At 35.9% G+C, this 20,761-nt stretch carries 20 protein-coding genes; all 20 read right to left on the minus strand.

Annotation, left to right across the window (positions count from 1 at the left end):
* Positions 1-136: 136 nt before the first annotated feature.
* Complete coding sequence (locus tag F0310_RS04335) at positions 137-3,280, minus strand: Eco57I restriction-modification methylase domain-containing protein (RefSeq protein ID WP_182117744.1); 3,144 nt, start codon at positions 3,278-3,280, stop codon at positions 137-139.
* A 180-nt stretch (positions 3,281-3,460) separates the two neighbouring features.
* A complete protein-coding gene (locus F0310_RS04340) occupies positions 3,461-3,802 on the minus strand; it encodes a hypothetical protein (protein WP_182117745.1) in 342 nt (113 codons plus the stop codon).
* A gap of 89 nt (positions 3,803-3,891) precedes the next feature.
* Entirely contained in the window at positions 3,892-4,695 is an 804-nt protein-coding gene (locus F0310_RS04345) for a hypothetical protein (RefSeq protein ID WP_182117746.1), read from the minus strand.
* A 520-nt stretch (positions 4,696-5,215) separates the two neighbouring features.
* Positions 5,216-8,332 (minus strand): tape measure protein, encoded by a 3,117-nt coding sequence (locus F0310_RS04350; protein ID WP_182117747.1) that lies wholly within the window; start codon positions 8,330-8,332, stop codon positions 5,216-5,218.
* Positions 8,332-8,568 carry a hypothetical protein gene (locus tag F0310_RS04355; protein ID WP_232535963.1) on the minus strand — a complete coding sequence of 79 codons (237 nt, stop codon included), beginning with the start codon at positions 8,566-8,568 and terminating at the stop codon, positions 8,332-8,334. The genes F0310_RS04350 and F0310_RS04355 overlap by 1 nt, the downstream gene beginning before the upstream one ends.
* Positions 8,565-9,056, minus strand: coding sequence for a hypothetical protein (locus F0310_RS04360; RefSeq protein ID WP_182117748.1), 492 nt, complete (start codon positions 9,054-9,056; stop codon positions 8,565-8,567). The genes F0310_RS04355 and F0310_RS04360 overlap by 4 nt, the downstream gene beginning before the upstream one ends.
* A gap of 26 nt (positions 9,057-9,082) precedes the next feature.
* The gene (locus F0310_RS04365; protein ID WP_182117749.1) at positions 9,083-9,907 is read right to left on the minus strand and encodes a hypothetical protein; all 825 of its coding nucleotides are present in this window, start codon (positions 9,905-9,907) and stop codon (positions 9,083-9,085) included.
* A gap of 18 nt (positions 9,908-9,925) precedes the next feature.
* Positions 9,926-10,354: a hypothetical protein gene (locus F0310_RS04370; protein WP_182117750.1), complete on the minus strand. Its 429-nt coding sequence runs from the start codon at positions 10,352-10,354 to the stop codon at positions 9,926-9,928.
* Positions 10,351-10,755: a hypothetical protein gene (locus tag F0310_RS04375; protein WP_182117751.1), complete on the minus strand. Its 405-nt coding sequence runs from the start codon at positions 10,753-10,755 to the stop codon at positions 10,351-10,353. Before F0310_RS04375 ends, F0310_RS04370 begins: the two co-directional genes overlap by 4 nt.
* On the minus strand, positions 10,756-11,166 hold the full coding sequence (locus F0310_RS04380) for a hypothetical protein (protein ID WP_182117752.1): 411 nt from the start codon (positions 11,164-11,166) through the stop codon (positions 10,756-10,758). It lies immediately after the preceding gene.
* Between the two features lie 25 nt (positions 11,167-11,191).
* The gene (locus tag F0310_RS04385) at positions 11,192-12,022 is read right to left on the minus strand and encodes a hypothetical protein (RefSeq protein WP_182117753.1); all 831 of its coding nucleotides are present in this window, start codon (positions 12,020-12,022) and stop codon (positions 11,192-11,194) included.
* A gap of 59 nt (positions 12,023-12,081) precedes the next feature.
* The gene (locus F0310_RS04390; protein WP_182117754.1) at positions 12,082-12,591 is read right to left on the minus strand and encodes a gp53 minor capsid family protein; all 510 of its coding nucleotides are present in this window, start codon (positions 12,589-12,591) and stop codon (positions 12,082-12,084) included.
* Positions 12,584-13,210 (minus strand): terminase, encoded by a 627-nt coding sequence (locus tag F0310_RS04395; protein WP_182117755.1) that lies wholly within the window; start codon positions 13,208-13,210, stop codon positions 12,584-12,586. Before F0310_RS04395 ends, F0310_RS04390 begins: the two co-directional genes overlap by 8 nt.
* A gap of 71 nt (positions 13,211-13,281) precedes the next feature.
* A complete protein-coding gene (locus F0310_RS04400; protein ID WP_182117756.1) occupies positions 13,282-14,328 on the minus strand; it encodes an anti-CBASS Acb1 family protein in 1,047 nt (348 codons plus the stop codon).
* A 24-nt stretch (positions 14,329-14,352) separates the two neighbouring features.
* On the minus strand, positions 14,353-15,549 hold the full coding sequence (locus F0310_RS04405; RefSeq protein ID WP_232535964.1) for a PBSX family phage terminase large subunit: 1,197 nt from the start codon (positions 15,547-15,549) through the stop codon (positions 14,353-14,355).
* Between the two features lie 3 nt (positions 15,550-15,552).
* Positions 15,553-15,924, minus strand: a complete 372-nt coding sequence (locus tag F0310_RS04410) for a hypothetical protein (protein ID WP_182117757.1) — start codon at positions 15,922-15,924, stop codon at positions 15,553-15,555.
* Positions 15,914-16,708 carry a hypothetical protein gene (locus F0310_RS04415; protein ID WP_182117758.1) on the minus strand — a complete coding sequence of 265 codons (795 nt, stop codon included), beginning with the start codon at positions 16,706-16,708 and terminating at the stop codon, positions 15,914-15,916. The genes F0310_RS04410 and F0310_RS04415 overlap by 11 nt, the downstream gene beginning before the upstream one ends.
* 20 nt (positions 16,709-16,728) lie before the next feature.
* Entirely contained in the window at positions 16,729-17,535 is an 807-nt protein-coding gene (locus F0310_RS04420) for a hypothetical protein (RefSeq protein ID WP_182117759.1), read from the minus strand.
* Entirely contained in the window at positions 17,536-20,352 is a 2,817-nt protein-coding gene (locus tag F0310_RS04425) for a right-handed parallel beta-helix repeat-containing protein (protein WP_232535965.1), read from the minus strand. It abuts the gene before it with no gap.
* Positions 20,353-20,760 carry a BBA14 family lipoprotein gene (locus tag F0310_RS04430; RefSeq protein WP_182117760.1) on the minus strand — a complete coding sequence of 136 codons (408 nt, stop codon included), beginning with the start codon at positions 20,758-20,760 and terminating at the stop codon, positions 20,353-20,355.
* Position 20,761 lies beyond the last annotated feature (1 nt).

A 20,761-nucleotide genomic window follows, 5' to 3' on the forward strand; every position in this document is an offset into this window, starting at 1 on the left:
ATTAAGAATAATGTGTTTTCTGACTTAAAAGTTGGGCTAGGATTTGAATTTGGAGTTATATAGGACACTATTGGATACTCAAATAAGTTTTTCTATTAATTTAGTAAATTAATTACCTGATTTGTTAACCCAAAACTTAAGCAGCTTTAGCTATTCTATTAGCTAGCAAGTAATTCTTGTATCCTTTTTTCAAGAACAAAATATAATCTTTGCCCTTCTTGTTTTTTAGCACTCTAAAATCACTAAGCAATATGCTAAACTCCTGCTTAGTTAATGAGTAAAGACTAGCTACAATAAAATTATTTTCAGCCTCCCTTTGGCAAAAAAATTCATCTTCTTTGTCTAGAGCTAGTATTTCTCTAACACTTTCTTTATTAAACCCCAAATACTTCAAGTTAAGTAGGTAAGCAAAATTAGCAGGGTCATTTTTAGCTACTAGCAAAGCAGTATTTTTTATAAGAGCTAAGCAAAGGGGATTGCTTATGATTTCTTCCTCTTCGGGCTGAGGCATAGGACATTGATATAGCCATGATTTGCAAACATGTAGATTAACAAATCTTCTTAACGTAAAATCAAAAACAAGTGAATTTAAGATAGAGACAACAAATAATTTTTTATAAATAGATATTGGTGCTTTCTCATAACTTGTAAATAGAGTAGACGTACAGTAACAATTTTTAGGAGAAAGTGTACTAATCATAGTTCTCTCATCAGTATTTCTTGCAACACTTCTGTAAAGTATCCTCTCAATTTGATATTGTTCATTTTTTGTTAAAATCTTTTCTAAATCTTTTTTATCTATCCAGAAAAGATTAGATTTTTCCTTTGCTCTACTACTAGTAAAAAAGTTTGAATTGTATTGATGAATATTAGCCCCAGAGAAAAGGAATACATGGTTTGAACTATTGTGGTCTTTTACTAAAGACTTAAGCTTACTAGTACTAAGCTCTAAGCCACTCTTAAAATCAATGTATTCTTTACTAAGAACGCTAAATGAGCTAAATATTTTGCTTACTAGTCTAAGCTCTTCTTTGTCCTTAACCTCAACTATTGACTCATAAATAGGAGATAGTTTTCTAACTTGAGATATAGTTAGCTTGATTCCTCTGTAAGGACTTTCTTTACCCAATTCTAAATCTCTAGTTATTTTTTTTAAAAAATCATCTCGCTGAATCATAAATTTAACTTTAAAACTTGTTGTTGCATCTTTAGTATTACTAAGCTGAAATATAGCAAACTTGAAACTAGAATGCACATCCTTAAATCTTTTTTTGTTTTCAAACTGGTAAATATAGTTAATTTTGTAATTATTAAATATATATTTTCTTAATACTCTAGAGCTATACCCATTCCAAAGGTTAAAAGGCACAAGGTAAGTCAAATTACCACCTGGTTTTATTAGCTTTAAGCTAAAAGCAGTAAAGTACTTGAAAAGATTTGGATCACCACCACTAGAAAAGCATTTAAAATCAAACTTATAAATATTATTAAGAGCAGTTATGCTACTCTTTTCTTTGATGTACTGAATAGACAGAGGATGATTATTTTTACCTAGTATTTCTTTTTTTATTTTGTTTTGAGCTTCTATACTTAGTTTTCTATAAGAGGGGATATGCTTTGCAAAAAACTCAGACTCATCAAACTTAGTTTTTTCCCAAGGAGGATTTCCAATCACAATATCAAATCCTTCCTCTGCATCAGGAAATTCAACCCCATAATGAAATACTTTATAATAACTGCTTATTTTTTTAATTTTCTCTATATTTTCTTTATCTGGGTCACTAGTTTTGTTATTTAAAATATTTTTAACTAAATTAGATACATAGGAATCACTAAGATCTATACCTTCTTTTATCTTTAAAGCTTTAGCAAAAGATAACTTGTAAATATTAATTAAAGAAAATATAATTCCTAAATTATTTTTATTCTCACTTTTCTCATATTCTTTGTATATCCTTCTAGACTCATCTTCTTCTTTCTTAGTAGTATCATTAATACCATTAATTTTTTGATAACTATCTTTTAAAATAACTATAATCTCTTCAATTTTCTTCCTAAATAAAGGATAGTCAGTTTGAAATTTCTTACTTGCAATGATAAAAAATTCATCCTTGGTATATCCAAGCAAAGAATTTCCTACCCTTATATGATGCTCAATAAAGCTTGGTGGGGTTGCAAAAATGAATGAGTTAACCCACAGACTTAGCTTAGTAAGCTCAACTGAAATGGGATTAATGTCTACCCCATAAATACATCTTTTAAGTAGCATTCTTTTAAGAACTGTCTCTTTGCTTATAGAATCCTCTTGCACACCATATTTTCTAGCCTCATCCAAAATACGCTTATACTGCATGTCAAGCTCTTTTTCTACGTCCCTAAACTCAGAAAGCCTGTCCCATACCCTTTTAGTCAAATAGTCTAGGCAGGAGACTAAAAAGTTCCCTGATCCACAAGAATTATCAATTATTTTTATATCTAGAGGATATTTAGTTTCTAGTTGCTTGTCAATTGAAGAGGCCGCCATAAAGTCAACCAAACCTTTTGGAGTATAATATGCTCCACTTGTCTTTCTGCAAAGAGACCTTGAAGTAAGGTAAATATTTACTTTACTTTCATATTCACTAGAAGAGCTTAAGTTAGTGCTTGTGACCCTTAGCTCATATTCAAGCAATGCTTCTTGTAACTCTCCAATGATAGTAAAATCAAGCTTACTATACTCTGCATATTTACCCTCTTCTGCATTTTCTTTGCTAAAGAAAAGCATTTTAGTCAAAATATCTTCAAGCTGGACAGCATTTAACAAGTTTTTATTATTCAAATAACAGGCCTTTTCTTTTGAAAACAAGCCACCACTTGATACAGGAAAATTTAGTAGACCGATATTTCCTTTATCAAAGGCATCAAAAATTGTTACTAGTTTGCTATATCCTTCCTCTTTCCTTATAACCTTACTATAAAGGCAATGCCTCAAAGATATAAAAGATTTATATGTAGCATTTTCTTCCAAAATTGCCTTAAAAGGCTCATTGTCCTCAATATAGGCTATAAAAAATAACCTTAGAGCAAATATAATTGATTCTTCTAGTATTTGATCTAGGTCAACTTTAGTAACTTCTTTACCTTGTATACTAAATTCTTCTTTATATATGGCTTTTGCTACCTTAAATACTATGCAGTCATCTGTATTTTTATAAATCACATTCTTTAGAGTCTTCTTAATTGCTTCTTTTTCTTCCTCTAGCATTAACTCACTTATTTTGGTGCTTTTTTCACTACTCATGCCTTAACTTTACAAACAAAATTCAGAAAGTATCTATTATTGGCTTTTTAAAATTTTACAAAAGTAAACATAAGAATGGCTTTACTAAAAACACTTGAAAATATTATCTTCTCCATACCAAAAGTAAGTCTAGATCAATCTTTTCTAATTAGAAGCTTATTGCCTATTTTTCTACTTATATTATTCTTTACTGTTATTTTTATTTGCTTCCCTTTCTTCTTTACTTAATGCCTGCTGCCTATTATGCTCCGCTTTTCTTGATATTCTGCTTTGCATAAAAACCTTATCTATTGCCCTCTCTATATCTCTAGCCTCATCACTAGTCTTTCTCTCCTGTTCTTTCTTTTCCTTATATCTAAAATATAGAATATCTTCCTCTCTACTACCTTTAGTACTGCCTAGAATATCTTTGCCAAAAATTAGACTAATAAGCTTAATAACTAAAACACCACACAAGTAAATACAGCAGATAAAAACAGCTGCTATAGCTATCACTGATATAACTATCTTATTGTTACTCATAGCAATCCTCTCCATACTTAAGTAGTACTGCTATATTATCGTTTTAGTATACAAATTGCTGATATTTTGTTGTTGCTGCTATTCTTGCTCTAAATGAGATTATCTTTTTTTCTTTTTAAATCTAATGTCTCTTTTACTAAATCCTTGATCTGTCCAACTGAGATTGTTAAGAATGCTACTGCATTAGTAAGAGAGGAAATAGAAGCTATATTCTCTTCTGTATTTACTGCATACAAAGCATCACAAGCTTCTTTACTTAGGAAAAGAGTATAGATAAGCATGAAATTAGATAATAAGATACTTGCAAAGTTATATATAAGGATATGAATGATGGCAACATTGCTACTACTTGCAAAGTATTCTTCAAAAACAAAGTTCGGACCTAAATTTTTAATTACAAATTCATCTATTTTCTTTTTAAGGTCACCTTCATTTATATCTAGACTAGATACATCATCTAGTGTTTTATTTGCAAAAAGTATTATTATTAATGACTGGCTTAGTTTGGCAAGTACATCATCAACAACAGAACTATCATATCCAGTATCTAGCAGCTTCCAAAAGGCATCATAAACTGCTTCCATTGCAACCTTTAGCTTGTAAATAAGTGTTGCAATTATTCTTTCTCTTATGTTTACTTTGTAATTTGCATCAAAAAACCTGATAGTAAAATCAGCATCTCCAACTCTATACCTATAATATATCTCTTCTCTTTTAATAAGTTTTTTCTTACAAACAACAAGATCTAGTAAAGATTCTGCCCTCTTCTCAGCTAGCATACTTACTCGTTCTGCTTCACTGCTGTTTTTATAATAAGTGCAATATAGAAAAAATAATGTTAATGAAGGTAGTAGTAATGCACTTAGCAATGCAAGTATATTTAGGTAAAGCATATATCCTCTGGGATATAAATTTCTTTAACCCCTAAGCCAGTTAATCTATACTTTACAAAAACGATACTTACTGCATGCTAAATAATACACAACTAGGCTAAAAACTACTAACAAACTCTTCTAGATTACCAACATTATTTGCAAATAAACATATGAATCGTTTAAGAAAGAATATAGGCTAGATTCCCTAACACAAAGTCTCTACTCTATATTCTTTCTTTGTCAAAAGATCCAAGCTCTTCTTTAAAGCACAATTCTTTTTCTTATTGGCATAAAAAAATAAGCATTTTAGTCAAAATATTTTAGCAAAATCATCCCCTCCATTTTTTGAAAAAAGTATTTACTTATTAAATTTACAGCTAAATACAAAAAAGGGAAGAGCTGCCCCTTAACCAGAGTTAAAGGGTAGCTCTTTTTTGTAGTATTTAAGCAAGCATAATAAATTATGTTGCTTAATATTATACTAATAATATAATATTTTTTAAAAAAAGTCAATAGTCTTAGTCAGTAATTTAGTACATTATTCCTGCATTCTAAATCCTAGAGAATGCTCCTTCTCCTTTAGCATTCTTACAAGTTTTTCTGCATCTAGCACATCTCCTGTAAAGTTATAATTGTTAACTATTACCTTACTGTTTTCTTTCTTATTTTCTAGCCTTTGCAGTCTTGTAATCTCTTTTGCTATAAGGGCAGCCTCATTTAGTCTTAGGTTCTCCTCAATCGGTGCTGGGGTTACTCTTACTAGTTCAGGCTGTCCCATCTCACTTGCAAGAAGCCCTGCTTGTGGAATATAGGTAGGGCTATTAGTTCTAAAGAATGCACCCTTTCTTGCTAGTTTTATTTCCTCTAAGCTTCCTGCTGCTTTAACAGTCGCTATTCGCCTTAGTATTTCTTCTAAAATCTTTCTAGCATTAGCTATATTTTCTTTCTTGCTAATGCTCCACCAAGAAGCATTGACCTTATCAAGCTCTGCCTGGGCCTTAATTCTTTCTTCCTCTAGCTTGCCAAGCTTTTTCTCCCTTTCAACCTCAACTTTTTTAGCAGTTTCTTGTTTTGCAATCTCTTCTTTTGCTGTCTCTTTCCTACTACTATACTCAGCCTGAACTTCCTGTAGCCTTTTTTGAAACTCTTCACCAGATATTTGCCCCTTAGCCTGAGCTTGTTTAATGAAGTCAATTTCCTTGTTATACTGCTCATCAAGCTTGCTTAGCTTTTCTTTTCGCATATTTATCTCACGGTCAAACCCTTCTTCTAGTCTTGCAAGATCAACCTCACTCTGCTTAGCTAGCCTTTCAAGATCTTCATCACGCTTTTTTTCAATCTCTTCTATTGCATTAGCCTCAATTCCCTTAAAAATACCTATAGTAAAATCAAGCACTGCTGCTGCTAGTCCACCCCAGACTCCAAGACTTGATAGCATTTGGCGTGATGTGTTAATGGTTGATTCTACTAATGCATCTGCTCCCTTTGCACCACTTTGAGCAAAGCTTTTCCCCAAATCTTGGTTTAGTACATTATTAATAGAGCCTGCAAGGTTATTTAGGAGGGAAAGCAAGGAGTCAAGCCATCCTTTTGTAGCCTTTCTTGCCTCTGTAGCAGCACTTAGTAATGCACTTCTATTACTATCATTTAGCTTTTCAAACTCATCTTTATGAGAATCAACAAACTCCTTATACAAGCTAGCCACATGAGCCTGCATTTTAGCACTAGCTCTTGAGTGAGCATCTTCTGGTAGGAGTGCAAGGCTATACCTTATAGAGGTTATTCTGTCTTGTAGTTCCTTGTATGAGGCAGCAAATGATCTATCTAGAGCAGTCTTTTCAAACTCATTTACCTCACGCTGCATTGCAACAACAACTTGTCTACTAGATTCATTTAGGCTTGCAAAATTTTTGCTGTATCTTGCAAGAAACTCCTTATTTCTGCTATTAACCTCTTCTGCTAACTTACGACTAGCCTTTTCCTGTTCGCGATAGGGAAGAGTTAGTATTTCTCGCTCTTTTTCTGCTAATTCTTCCTTTAGAGTCTTGTGAGCTGCTACAAAATCATGATTAGCTTTAGCAAAATCACTTACAGTTTTTTCTACACCAGCTAAAGTCTTTTGGTTTTCCTCACTTAACCTGTCAAAACTTGCACTATACTTGCCAATAAATTCTTTATTTTTAGCATTAATTAATTCTTCTATTTTAGCGGCAGCTTTTAGTTGTTCATGGTATGGCTTAAGTTCAGCTTCTCTTCGCAACTTAAATATTTGTTTTTGCAAGTCCTCATAGTCTTGCATCATCTGCTTATCATAGTCAGCTATGGCTGTTGGATCATATTTTTTTAGCCTAGCTGGTTCTTCTGTCCCTGCTGCCTCTGCCTCCTTAAGTTCTTTTTTGCTAAACCCTAAAAACTTAGTTAGCGTGCCCCATAGATTTCCTGCAAGTTCTGCCACCTTTGCAAAGAGAGTAAAGATTGGATCAAAGGCAGATTTAAATGCTTTGACAAACTCACCTGTTATGAAGCTTGCAACCTCAGTTAGCTTAGTAAGAAGGGTTACTACTCCTGCAACTATTTTTGTAACAGGAGAAAGCAGGCCTACTAGTAAGAGTTGCTTTACCTTCTCAAAACCCATTAGCAGAGGCTCTAGTGCTTGTCCTAAAGAAAGGAAAAGATTTTCACCCATCTTAGCTGTTTGTGCTTGAGCCTCCTCTAGTGTTTTAGCCTCACGTGCCGTGTTTTTGTAAAATTTAGCACCCTCTTTAGTAGCCTTGTTAAGAGCTGCACTTAAATCCTTAAATCCAATTTTGCCTTCGCTAGCCATCTTAAACAAGGCATCACCACTAACACCTGCTTCACTAGCTAGTATATCTGAGATATCTATTCCCATATCACGCAATGCCTCAAGATCTTCAAGTGCTACCCTATTACTAGATTCAGTCTTAGCATACACCTCAGCAAGTTTCTCTAACCCTTGACTAGATCCACCAGCAACTTGGGCAAACATGTTCATCTTTTCCCTAGTCTCATCTGAGGTTGCTCCATATGAAAGCAAAGTTTTTGCAGCATTAGATATAGCTTCTCTTGTAAAAAGAGTATTATCCCCAAGCTCTCTCATATCCTCTGCTAAGGCTTTACCTAACTTCTCATCAGAAAGAAGTAAGGAATAAGAGCTGACTTCGGCATTAAAATTTTTTAGTGCATCTAGCGAGTTAGAAAATCCAGCAGTTATAGCAGACCCTATGCCTTCTGTAAGCTTAAGAGCTAATGAGAGTGGGGCTATATTTTCTATGACCTTTCCTAGTGAATCACCTACCTTTACTGCAAATCCCTTTACATCAACTAAATTCTTACCAACATTTCTTATAGCATCTCCTAGCCCCTTTACCCCAGAGTTATTATTACTAATGTTTTGTACAGATTCTGATAGTTTGCTAAAATTTTGACTTGCCCTGCTAGCCGCATCTACTAAAGCAGCAGTGGTTGCAGCAACAGTATCGCTTGTACCCTCTACTTGAGAAAGAGTATCTGCAAGACGCTCAAGGTTGTCAAATTGCTGCTCCCCCATCTCTTTTATAGCATCAGCAAGTGAGGCTAGCTTCTCCTGGTTGGCAGTAGCGATTGATATAGGAATTACTATATCCTCAATTTTCATTATCCTAAACTCTCATACTCAAGCTTTTTAAGGTAAATGTTAAGCTCATTTAGCACTAGAACAAACCAATAATTTTGATCAAAAAGTCCTCCCTTAGCAGGCAAACTAGACGTATTTCTTGCAACTAAGGCTTGGCTTACCAAGTAAGAGATGGCATTGTAATTTTTACTAATCCAGTCAAATTCTTGCTTCATGTCTTTAATAAACTCGGAATTCATTTTCTCTGCGTGTTTCATGAGTTGGTCGTAGTGATCTTTTTTTGCAATGTAGTGGAGTGCAAGCTCAACTTTTTTGATACACCCTCTGCTTTTAATGCTGTTAGAAAATTTGCAAGCTCTATTGATATATTCTCAACCACATCAAATTTGAATATGGCATCTTGTTCTAACATTTCTTTTGTAACAGGTCTGCCTGTCTGATCAAAAAGATTAACAAATCCAACAACATTTTCTTCTAAAATTTCTCTAGCTTGCTTTAGCTGAGCCATTACCGATTTTGCTAACATGCTAGCTTCCTGCTCTCCTTTATCTCCTCTTATAAGATAAGCAATAGTAACTTGATTTGCTTTAAGTTTCTCAATAAAGCCATAATTAATCTTGTCAAGGATGATGTATGCCCTATTTTGCTCTTCTAGGTCCTTTTCCTCTTTAGAGCTACTGTTTCTCACATATCCTGGTATATAAGGAATCTGCATCCTGCCTTCTAAATTAATATTTATTGTCACTTTATTCTCCTTTTTTATTTTCTAAACTAGATTTCAAAAAACACAGCCCCCTCTATATAGTCGTAAGAGAGAGATACTAAAGGTTTAGATAGCGTTACCTGGCACTTAAGATCAATTTTTTGATTTGACAAATCTTGTGCTGGATTGAAGGTTGCTATTTGTCCTTCAGCAACTATGAACTTGGTCCGCTGGTCTTTACTTTGTATCTGGTTTACTAAAAACACTATAAACTCGTAATTTTTAGGCTTCTCTAGCTTGCCTAGCTTGTAGGTTGTACCATTTTCCTTTACAACATCAAATGTTTGAAAATGTGAACGCTCAATATAGGTCTCTAGAAGCTCTTCCTTATTCTCACTTGTCTCTCTTACTGAATATCCTGAAAATTCAACCGTATGCTCTGGCTGCTTACCTATGGATGAGATTGACCCGCATGTTGTCTTTAGTGTTTCTGTTGCTTTAGTTGAGGCAACATTATACGAGTAGCCAAGGCAGTAAGTTCTTGCAAGAAGCACTTCTATCTCATCAGCAACATCAAGTGCATTCTTTAGGCTATCTAGGAATGCTTTCTGCTCATAGTAAAGTACTCCTCCTTCTTTTAGGTTATATGTTGAGGTTAGTTTTGAAGAGGATGCTAACTTTTTGACTCTAAACACGCACTCTTTGATTGACTTCCATTTGCTAGGTTTTTTTTGAGATAAGGGCAAGTCCTTTACAACTAAATCACGAGGATCATCACCATTAACCTCTCCTCCATTCTTAATGTCACTCCCCTTATAACACCATTTGAACTTGTCAATATTAACTGCCACAAGAACTGCCCCTGAGGGTATTTTCAACCTTTCTTCTGCCATTTTACTAAAAAGCCTCCTTTAGCACAAAAAATTTAGGTCACAACTATTAATTCGATCTGCTATAGCACATCTAAGCTTAGTAATCATTTCAGCCTCCTCCTCACCAGCTACAGATGAATCATTTATACTAAAATTTGACAAGAAATAATTTTTTGCCAAAAATTTAGTTACAAGCAAAGCAAGAGTTAGACCTTGAGTTGAACAGCTACTACAATCAGTAATTATTGTGAAATCTAGGGTTATGCTTAAAGAGAAAGCTCTACATTTACTTACAACCTCACCCTTGCTCTCTAGGGTAAATACCACAACGGGGAAAGACAAGCTAGTGCAAGTAAAAAGCTCAGACTTGTAGTAAACCTTAGTTGTTGCAAACTTATTGCATGCCAAGTAACTAACCAGTCCCCCCTTAATTGATGCAACGTAATGCTTTATAAAACTGCTGCTCATTTTAGAAGCCCCTTAAAATTTTCTATTAAGTCTTGCTTGATCCAATTTGTATATCGCCTTTTAGGTCCCCTTTTCTTTATTGAAAGCCATATGGGCAAAGCTTTCCCCTCTATACCCCTATAGGCGGCCCAACGCTTTATTGCAGCTAAACTAGGCGGCTTCTCTTTTTTGTAAGCCTGGCCTGAATCTAGCAGGCCTGCTAGTGGACTTGGCATGCTAAGCGTTAAGGTCAATTTGTCCTTTTGCTTGCTGATACTTATTCTTGCCTGCTCTTTAAGCCGTCCTGGCAGACTACTAGTAAAAGAGACTAGCTTATCATCTAGGCTGGCCTTTAGGTCTGAAACTACTCTCTCTTTTATTGCTTGGTTAAGTCTTAAATAAATTTGCGTATCGCTCTTCATCTATCGCCACACCCCCTCTTTCCTATATTTTCTGCATATTTGTAAGAAGGGAGATGAATCAACTCTGTCAAACAAAAAATCAAGCTGGCTAATTGTTCTTCCTAGTCTGCAATCCCTCTTTTCTTGCCCCTTAGCACATCTTGGATTAAATACTTCCTCATAAACAATATCTAACAAGATCAACATCCAATTTTTGTATGAAGAGCTGTCTTTTTCTATCCTATACAGATCTAAAATAGAGGCAGAATATCTTACTGCTTCAACTAGATTTACATAGAGTGCTTCAGGGATCTCTATTTCCCCATCCCTAATGCATTCACTTTTCAAGTAACCAATAGCAGTGTTTTTTACCCAAACTTTAATCCAATTATTGGCATTGCTATCTTTTAGATTGCTACCTTTACTATTCATTTCTCTTCTTAACCCAAATTGTCACTTAAAGTCTATTATTGATCTGTATCTCAACTACTTCTTTTGGTTCAAAATGAATTACACCTGCTGATTCCATTGATGCATGAATATATTCACCCTCAGCACCTGAGAATCTCCTGAAGAAAATTTCTGGTATCATTGGGACAAACATAACCTCTGGATTAGGCTCATACAGAACAGGATTTTTAAGTCCTTTAAACACTGAAGTTGCAATATTATGATCATCTTCTAGTGATTTTTTGATCTTGATGTATTGGGGTTCACTGTATAGATCAGCTAGGAGATGCGACAAATCATGCGGGAGCAACAGGTGATAGAATCCATCTAGTTTCTCCTTATATTTTTCAGATTCACGCTTTGCTAGTACAACACTATCATGCAGTGTATACCCACTTGTTACAGAATTTACTTGCATGACAGTTCTGCCTATAAGAGTTGCAATGCCTTGCATGTTAATCTCAGGCTTGCCAAAAATTACTGAATGATACGCATCCTTCATAAGACCAAGCTCAAGATTAGCCTTAACCTCATCTTCTGTAATAGAGCCATACATTAGGTCTTTTAGCGAGATACGCTGCACAGTATCAAACACGTGCATCTTGTATGCCACCTCGTGAAAAGAGATGCTACTTCTTCCTATCTCATTGCTATGATCACCAAAACTTGCTGTTACATTATGCTCAAGAACCGCTTTTCTTGCAACATAATACCCCTGCCTAAGCTCACTTCTGTTTATTATTTTGTATGGAACAAGTTCCTCAAGACCGTCTTTTGCAAGTTGTAATATATCCCCACTATATGCACCACTTGCTTCTGTGAAAATACTTCGACTCATAGTCTTACTCCTATTGCTTGATATTTATTTTCTTTTTATTCTATTTTCATGCACGCTGCTTATGCAAACTTACGCCCTCCGTTAGCCTCATACTCAGGCCCAATTTGGATATCTAGTAAAACTAGCTTCTTGTCCCGAATATCAATGTCTTTAATCCTTCCAACCTGAATCCCACCTTTGCCTTCCTTTACTAACTTTTCTTGCTTTAAAAAAACATAGTCTCCTATCTTAGGATCAGCAAAACTAGTATCAAGCTTTACTACAACCTCACCAAATCTTCTTACTGGAATCATACTTCCTGGATAGTAATCAGAACTCTCATATGAGCTTATATCTGCCTTAAGAAGAGCAAATCCACGAACACTCAAGTTAGCTTGAGCCCCTAAAGCAGCTTTTACTAATACGTCTCCTGCTAGAGTAGACTTACCCGTTGCTAAAACCGCCTCCCCTGCTTTAATAACTGCGGAGCTAATATCAACTATGGCTGTTTCTGTTTGACTAATTCCAGCTTTTAGCTCTCCCCCTGGAACAAATCTTTTCTCTACTTTTGTAAAATCAAAATCAGGCATCACTTACCCCCAATCTAACCTTAAGTTTTTGTGCCTTGGTGTTATTGATAATCTTTCCAACTCCAACCTCTCTTTGTCTGGTGTTAACCATTTGCTTGTATGCTGTAAGCTCTTGTACAAGAAGGCATAGGTTTTCAATCTGAGAGTCAAGGTCTCCAGCTTCATCAACTCTAAATTTAGAAACACTATATTTCCTCTTCATAGCCTCAAGAAAAGCTAGTTTTGCTTCCTTTACACTAGTTGCCTCCTTTATAGTGGAGGGGATATAGTAATCTTGACATTTCTTCTCAAGCTCAGATAGCTTTTGTGAATCTCTGAATGCATCAGCTTCTGCTTGCATACGAGCCTTAGTTAGTGAATTTCTTTCAAGCTCAACTCGCCTGTCAATCTCCTCACGTGGCATCATATCAGGAAGTTTCCTGTAAGCTTCCTTTAGCCTCTTGTACTCCTCTTGTGGAATTGTAATAGTGTTGTCTTTTTGAAAAGAAGAGGGGACAGCAAGTCCAGAGCTTGTATTACCTGCAGACTCTCTTCCCTTTTCTTTAGGACTAGGTTGGCTAAATTCCTTGCTACTTGATGCATCTAGCTCATCACTAGTTTCTTGCTCTTGTGTTTGCATCTAAATCTCCTTTTGTTAAGTTTATAAGCTAAAAATAATTTTACTCTAATTCATAACACCCTCCCTCCCTACTACTCATTTGCTATATAGGCAGCAAATTGTTTTTCAATCTCGGAAAAAAGGTTACTATTGCCTAAAGATTTGGCTTTCTCCAGTAGATCTAGGTATGCTCCTAGAGTGCGGGCATGTTTCTCATCAATGTCTGCTTGCTCCTTCTGGCTAACTGGCTTTATCGCCTTAAAGCTCCAATTTGACTTTAAGTGACATTTTTCTAGTACAGCATTGATAAAGGGGGCTACCATTAATCTTGATATCTGATCAATGTTTAGATAGAATATATCATAATTACTAATACTTGCATCCCCTGCAGGCGATACTGGATATAGGATTTCTTTAGGTATCCCGGAATGAAGTGTTATATCAGATACTATAATCTCAAAGGCATCCCTCAATGGACTAACAGATCTAACTACGTTAGAAACATCATCTTCTCTTCCTAGTATCATCATCTTATGAGAAGCAGCATCAAGAGCCCCATCTACATTACGCTTGATTTCAGCTAAATCATGTGCAGTCATATCTTTTACAGATGGAAGTGTGGCTGATTTTAGAAAAGTGAAATTATTAACACGCAGAAAACAGACTGTTTCTGCTAAAAGCTCACTCATTATTTTACTACTCTTTTTCAAAGAATCAAAATTTAGAAAAGAGGAGCTCATCTTTACTACCCTTGTAGGATGAATATCTTCACGCTTACTATCAAAAGCACACCATACTTGGCCAAATTCTTGAGTTAGCACAGAAAAGTCATCCCGCAATGGTTTACTAGCATCATCTGAATCAGCAATAATTATATGAAAAAAACTCTCACCTGATAGTATTGCCTTATATACCATGTGCTTAATTACTGCTCTAAAATTTTTGTTAAATAAAACATCTAGACCATCTCCCTTGTTGTTGTAAATGTCTCTTGATGCTGCAAACCCAGCGTAAATTTCTGCTACCTGCTCAAAAAGCCTTAGCGAATCTGCACTCTCCTCCGTAGCACTGCTTAGAGGAAACATAGAAAACCTAGCGTTACTCTTCTTCTTTTTCTCTAAAAATTTGAGCCTAAACACAAAAACATCTCCTTCTCTCCTCTTTTAGGCAAAAAGAGAGACTACATTTAGAAAAGCTGGGATATACTCAAGGTCTTGCTGCATCACAAGATTTGTTGAGCTCCCGTCCTGACTTAAAGAAGTCTCATCATAGTAATATTCAGTATTGCTAAATTCAGTAATAACATCTTCTGTTTGCTCTGCCTTAAGCACATACAAATTACTAGGAAGAAGGTAATCTGATAGAGCGTAAAGATTTCTAGCCCTAGCAAGTAATGCCCCTCTACCTAGTTTTGAGAATGCATACTGAAGCTCAGCTCTACTACTTGGAAGAACAAAGGTCCCTCTAAACTGATCTGCCTGACTTGCATAGTCTTGTCTTGTAAGTAAAACTTTGCTTGCGGCATTAGTAACAACTGTTATTGGAAGATAGAGCAGCCTTCCTAGAAGTACTTCAATAAAAACAATTCTATTTCCCCTAACATGAACCCCAGTGTAGAAACTACCTGTTGCTCTTTCTAGGAAAGACGCATCACAAGTTGAGAAATCCTTAATTAGTCTTGCTGTTTGAAAATCAAATTCTTCTCCTAGTACCTCAATTCTATATCCAATATCATTACCATGATATGCAAGCCTTTGCTGAGCAAGCCATGCCTTGACGTTTCCCCCATTTAAAAAAGGATTATCCTTATAAGTTGAGCGGATTACGCATAAGGAAGTGTCTTCTTGGTTTGCTATGTAACGCTTGTAAAGCCAGTGTGAACGTGGTACAGGATTACTAGACATATAAACCCTTCCTCCTTGCTCCCTTAGAGTAGGCAGTAATTTTTCAATATCCTTATCGCTAAACTGATTTGCTTCCTCTATCCACAAGTCCTTGAAGTGTGCATATGATTTAAGGTCAGTCGTATCATGTCCTCCTTCAAACACAAAAGCACGCTTTTTGCCAAAAACTAAATCTTTTGTTTGTATCCTAGCCTTACTAATAGTAAACCTTCGTCTTAGCGAGTAACGGTCTAGTAGTTCTAGTATCTCCTTATGAATTGATTCTAAAGTTTTGTTTTTCTTCTTTCTTATAGCAAGCGTATCTCCACCAAAAGCACTAAACTTTCTCTCAAGATTTACTGTTGCAATATCATATGTTTTGCCCGTCCCTCTACTTGAATAGTAGATGTAAATACTAGCTTCTGGCTTTCTTTTGTAAGCCTCGTGATAAACAGGCAGCCTCTTAAACTCTATCACTCCTTACTCTCCTTTACTAAGAAGTTCTTTTATCTCTTCTTCTGTGTAGGAAGAGCTACTAGTAGAGCTTTTAGTGCAATAGTCAGACTGCAGCACTAACTTTTCTTTATTAATAATATCTAGTATCAAATCCTCAACATCACTCATACCAAGAGTTGCAAAAAACATTCTATATGCGTGAAGGCTTGTTGCTAAGACATTACTATTTGCAAACTCTAGCATACGAGCAAAAAAAGAATACAGAAGTGCTTCTTTTGTATCTGCTGCTCCCTCTAGAGGCGGAAAATGATCTCTTATTAATTCTTTTAGTCTTTCCTTATAATTAAAATCGTTAAAATCGTTACTAATACGCTTCTCCTTTGCTTTACAGGTCATACCTATAAAAACAGGCATATACTAAATTTTTAGGCCTTGTCTCACTTCCATATCTAGTAGAGTAACCCGTGCACTTTCCTGTATCATACGGCAATGAAAATATTGAAATATGGCTTCCTGTTTCTAGATTAACAACAAACTTGTATCTTCCCTCCCTCCAATACCAACTACTCTCTCTTGGAAGGTTACTGTAAGACTTTATTAACTTGCCTTGCCCAGAAAATTTATAGTCCCTCCTGTTAACTTCATGGTTATGATCCCTAAACTGGTCTTCCTGAGTTGACCCAAGAGTGTTGTAATTTAGGGGGCCATAATGCCGCAAGAATCTTCCAGCTAAATCTGGTGCATTACTTATTCCTAATACTCGTCTTGCATAGCACCCAGAAGGAAGACTTCTTCCATCTGGCAAGCAAAACTTACCAGTGTCACTAAATGCAGATATAAGTCTGGCACTATTTAGCTTTGAGCCTTGGCTAGTAAACTCTAGTGTTAGTGCACCAATAGGAGTTTTTTTGATGAAAAACTTAATCATATATTTTAAATGAGCATCTAGATCGTCCTCAAGAATAGGTTCTTCTCTACTAACAGGATACTGACATCTTTCTTTTGTGCTCTTTTTATCACACACTGAAAAAGTATGCTTGTCCTCTATATAAATAGGTTCCCCAAGATCACCAGTGTATGCGTTAGCTTCCGCCTGACTGCCGCAAGCAAACTGCACACAAATACGCTCAGCCTCAAGTCTACGCTTAATATCTTTAAAATCACTATTACTTATTCCCATTTCCAAAGCCTCCCTTTTCACTAAAAGTCATACCTGTAAAAACAAACATATGCTAAATTTTTAGGCCTTGTCTCTTCCCCAACTCTAACACCTCCCCTCTCTCTAACATGCCCTGTCTTATCTGGGAAGTCAAACGACCAGATCTTTTCAGAAAGAGTCATGTTATATACAAACTTCAGGTTACCTCTTGTCCAATCTCCAGACCGACTTAGCGTATAATACTTATCAACAAGCCACCCGCTAAAATTAAGGGCATCATCATCTTCCCTAAAGTCATGAATGTGGTCTTGAAACTGGTCTTCCTGAGTTGATCCAATGCTTCTATTTGAATCAACAGATCCATTTCTATCATAGTGCCTCAAAAATCTTCCAGCTAGATCTGGTGCATAGCTTATCCCGAACTTTCGTCTTACATAGCAACTAGAAGGTAGGCTTCTTCCATCTGGCAAGCAAAACTTACCAGTATCTTCAAAAGCATCTATGAGTCTGCTTCTTGTAAGAGTAGATCCTTCTTTAGCAAAAGCAGCCGTTAGAAAAGCAGGATATGTATTATCAAGTGCTGTCTCAACTAAATGTGCAAGATATCCTTCTATATTGTCCTCTACCTTAGGCTCTCCCCCCCTAGATACAGGATAATATATTCGTCCCTGGCTTGATTTTCCATTACAAACAGCAAAAGCCTCCTTGTCTTCTACATAAATAGCCTCTCCTGGTCGACCAATATAAGACTCAGCATCAGCAGAATTCCCAACGCCAAACTGAAACTTGACATTCTCAGCTTGCAGCCTCTGCTTTATCTCTTTATAGTCCTCATCACTTATACCCAATTATGCTACCTCCTCTTCTTTTATATCTGTAGTGTTTAAAGAATAGATGCTAGCATCAAGAAACCTAAGACTAGATGCTGCAACACTACTTCGCCTAGCCTTAACTAGAGCTGTCTTGTTTTGCCTAAATATATCTCTTATAAGCAAATCTTGAGTCATGCTAGAAAGCCCTACTTCATTTTCAGTAAAAGTGTTGCCTAAAAGCTTTGCTTGCAAAACATCAACAAGATGCAAAGCAACCCCAAGATTACTACTAAACTCTACTCCCTCAACTCTTACGCTAGAAAATCCTTCTAGCCTTATAGCATCCCTATTCTCCTTAAACTCGCCTCCTCTAAGTAAAACGTTACTTCCTGATAAGATTGAAGGTTTTCTATTTCTTAGAACAAAAATATTTATAATATTAATGTTGCTAACTCCTTTAATGTCTAGGGAACGCGAAGTATCACTAAACTTCACATTTTCAAGTAAAATTTTTTCTACCCTTTCTGTCTGCAAAGCAGCTCCAAGATTACAACTAAACCGCATGTCTTTAAGATACACAAAAGAAGCACCTACTGAATAAATAGAGGCACGCTTCTCTTCTTGAGTCCCATATACTGAGCAAAGTCTAAGCGTAGTGTTTGCTGCAAACCTGAGATTGCTAAGATACTCTTCTAGTGGCTTCTCTTGCTCACTAATGCGTCCCGCTGATATAAAAAGAACACTCTTAGCAGTCTGGCATATAGCAAATCCAGACATTTTAAAAGATTTATTTGCATAAAACATATTCTTAGCAAATCCAGCACTTCTAAAAAAGACACCCTCTTTCCCTCTAAGCTCAAAATTGTTAATAACTAGAGGTGCATAAATATAAAAATCACCAGCTAGCAGCCTAATCCTATTAACCCCAACTTCCTTTCCAAACTGCATTGCTTGACCCAGTATGTCCTCATCTTTAAACCCCGTTGCTCTAAAATGAGGCACCTCTTGCCGTTCTTTAGAATGTTGCTCTTGCTCTGCAACTTCTTCTTCTGCACTATAATTAAAAGGAGCAACTACTACCTCGTAAATAGATGTGGTCCTATCTAGAAGACCTATGTGTGCTGAAGTTGTAATATAATCATAATGAGAGTAATCTCCCCAGGTTAAGGCCTCATATTCAAAAAAGCGTTTTTGCATATCAAACCGCGATATTTTTTTTGATAAAATCAAGAAAAAGTGTTCTAGCTCTTCTTCCTCTATTCTAAGTCGAACAAAATCAGTAAGTTCTAGCTCTTGAGATGACCTAAAATTTACTATCGTATGACCTTTAACCCTTAAATTCGTTAGAAAATCAAAAAGCCTTACTGCAGAGTTTGCATCAAAAATGAATCTTGTAGCATACTCTGCTCTTTTTGCGTAATAAGAGGATGCATTATCTGTTTGTAGTACGTTTTTTACAGTTGTGTAAAACACGTCGCCGTAAATATCAAAGTAATATATGTATCTTGAGCCTTGGCTACTTGAAGTATTTTTAAACCAGATTCTTGCTTTAGTTGGATAGTACTCCTCATGAACTAGCCTTATACTAGAATCAGCACTAAACCTTGCCTCAAGATTACTGGTCCAAATTATTGCCAAGTTTTCATTTACAGCATACTTATCATGCCATACCTCGCGGCGTGTAAAATCCCATTTATAGGCAGTATCAAACCAACTAGGATCATATTCCTGAAATACAAAATTACCAACCTTGTCAGCAAAATCTGGATATACAACTCCCTTTTGCAGCACAGCAACATACAAGCTCCCACCTGATCCTGCAACACTGATTGGGGCAGAGTAAAGAGGTCTCTTTTTACTTATCCCCTCTTCTTTGCTTTGAAATTTTCCCTCTCTCCAAATAATTCTATTTGAATCATAGCTACTAGCACTACTTTTGGACAAGACATAGCTTCCAGAATCAATATTGCAAATCTCTATCTCCTGCTTTACTACCTCAGATTTCCATATAGGAAGTACTACTAATTTGCCTGCTCCTGTAAAAGTATATGCATATCCAAATTCGTATAGCAGAGCAGATATAATAGTCTCAACTTCTTCCCCCTCATCAATAATTACAGCAGGCACTCGATCAAGAATAGCCTCAGATGCCTCCTCATCAACTAGATCAGCAAGCTTAGTGTGTTCTAAAATCAAATGCAGCACTGATTGATCCTTAATGAAGGGATTGTAAACATAAAGCCAGTCTGCTAGATATGCAACTGGAAACTGAACAGGCCTTTGGAAAGAAAACCTAAGCAAGCTAGAGTAATCATTTACAGTAAAACTTATGCCCTTACTAAGATCTAGCACTTCTCTTGTAAAAAATTTCTCTAGAATACCTTTAAACAAAGGCTTCCTGCCTTCATGCACTTCTACAAAAACATCATCTTTTCTGAAAAACAAAAAATTTAAAAATTCTCCTGATAAGCCGTAGGATGTAAACCTAAACACACTTGATGCTGTCTTTAAAGTTGGATCTACTATTTTTCGCTCTAGAGTTACACTTGCAATATCAGTATAGGGTGTAAGATCAAATATTTGACCCTCATCAGTAAAAAGGATTATATCAAGCTCACTAGCACAACTAGCCTCAAAATCATCTTCTCTCTCTTCTTCTTCTGCTTCTGCTTCTTCCCTAGATACTCCACCAACTAGAACAGCATCCTCTGGCATAGCTTGACTACTGCCCTCTTCTTCCTGCTCCTCCTCTACATTCTCTTCTTCTTCTTTAAAAGAAGCCAAAGATAGAGTATCTTCACTTTCCTTATTAAAAATACTATCCTCTACTTTCTCTTCTTCTTGGTAAAACACCTATCTTGGCCCCTTATAACCCAAACCAGAATATTTGTGGTATAAATACAATGCTATGGGTCTGTTTTTGTCTATGTACCTCTTAAAGTACTTAATCCTATTAGAAATACCAGACTTCCCAGATCCAAAAGTATAGCTAGCATCAAACTCTTCAAACTGAACTCTATCTTCAAAAGGATAGTGTGCGGAAATATACTTGCTAGCATCAACAAGCCAAGAGTAAAGGTAAAGGCAATAATCATACAAAGCAGCCTCATCTTTCCTCAAACTTACAACTTCATCTCTGTTAAGCAGTACCGGAGGATCAGCTAGACTTGCAATACTAGCACAAGAGAATAGCAAGAAAAACAATAAAGATATGCTTGTGCCTCTCAAGTGTAAGAAGAATCTGTCTTTAAAGCTAAGCATA

This window comes from Borrelia sp. A-FGy1 (genome assembly GCF_014084025.1).
Lineage (GTDB): Bacteria > Spirochaetota > Spirochaetia > Borreliales > Borreliaceae > Borrelia.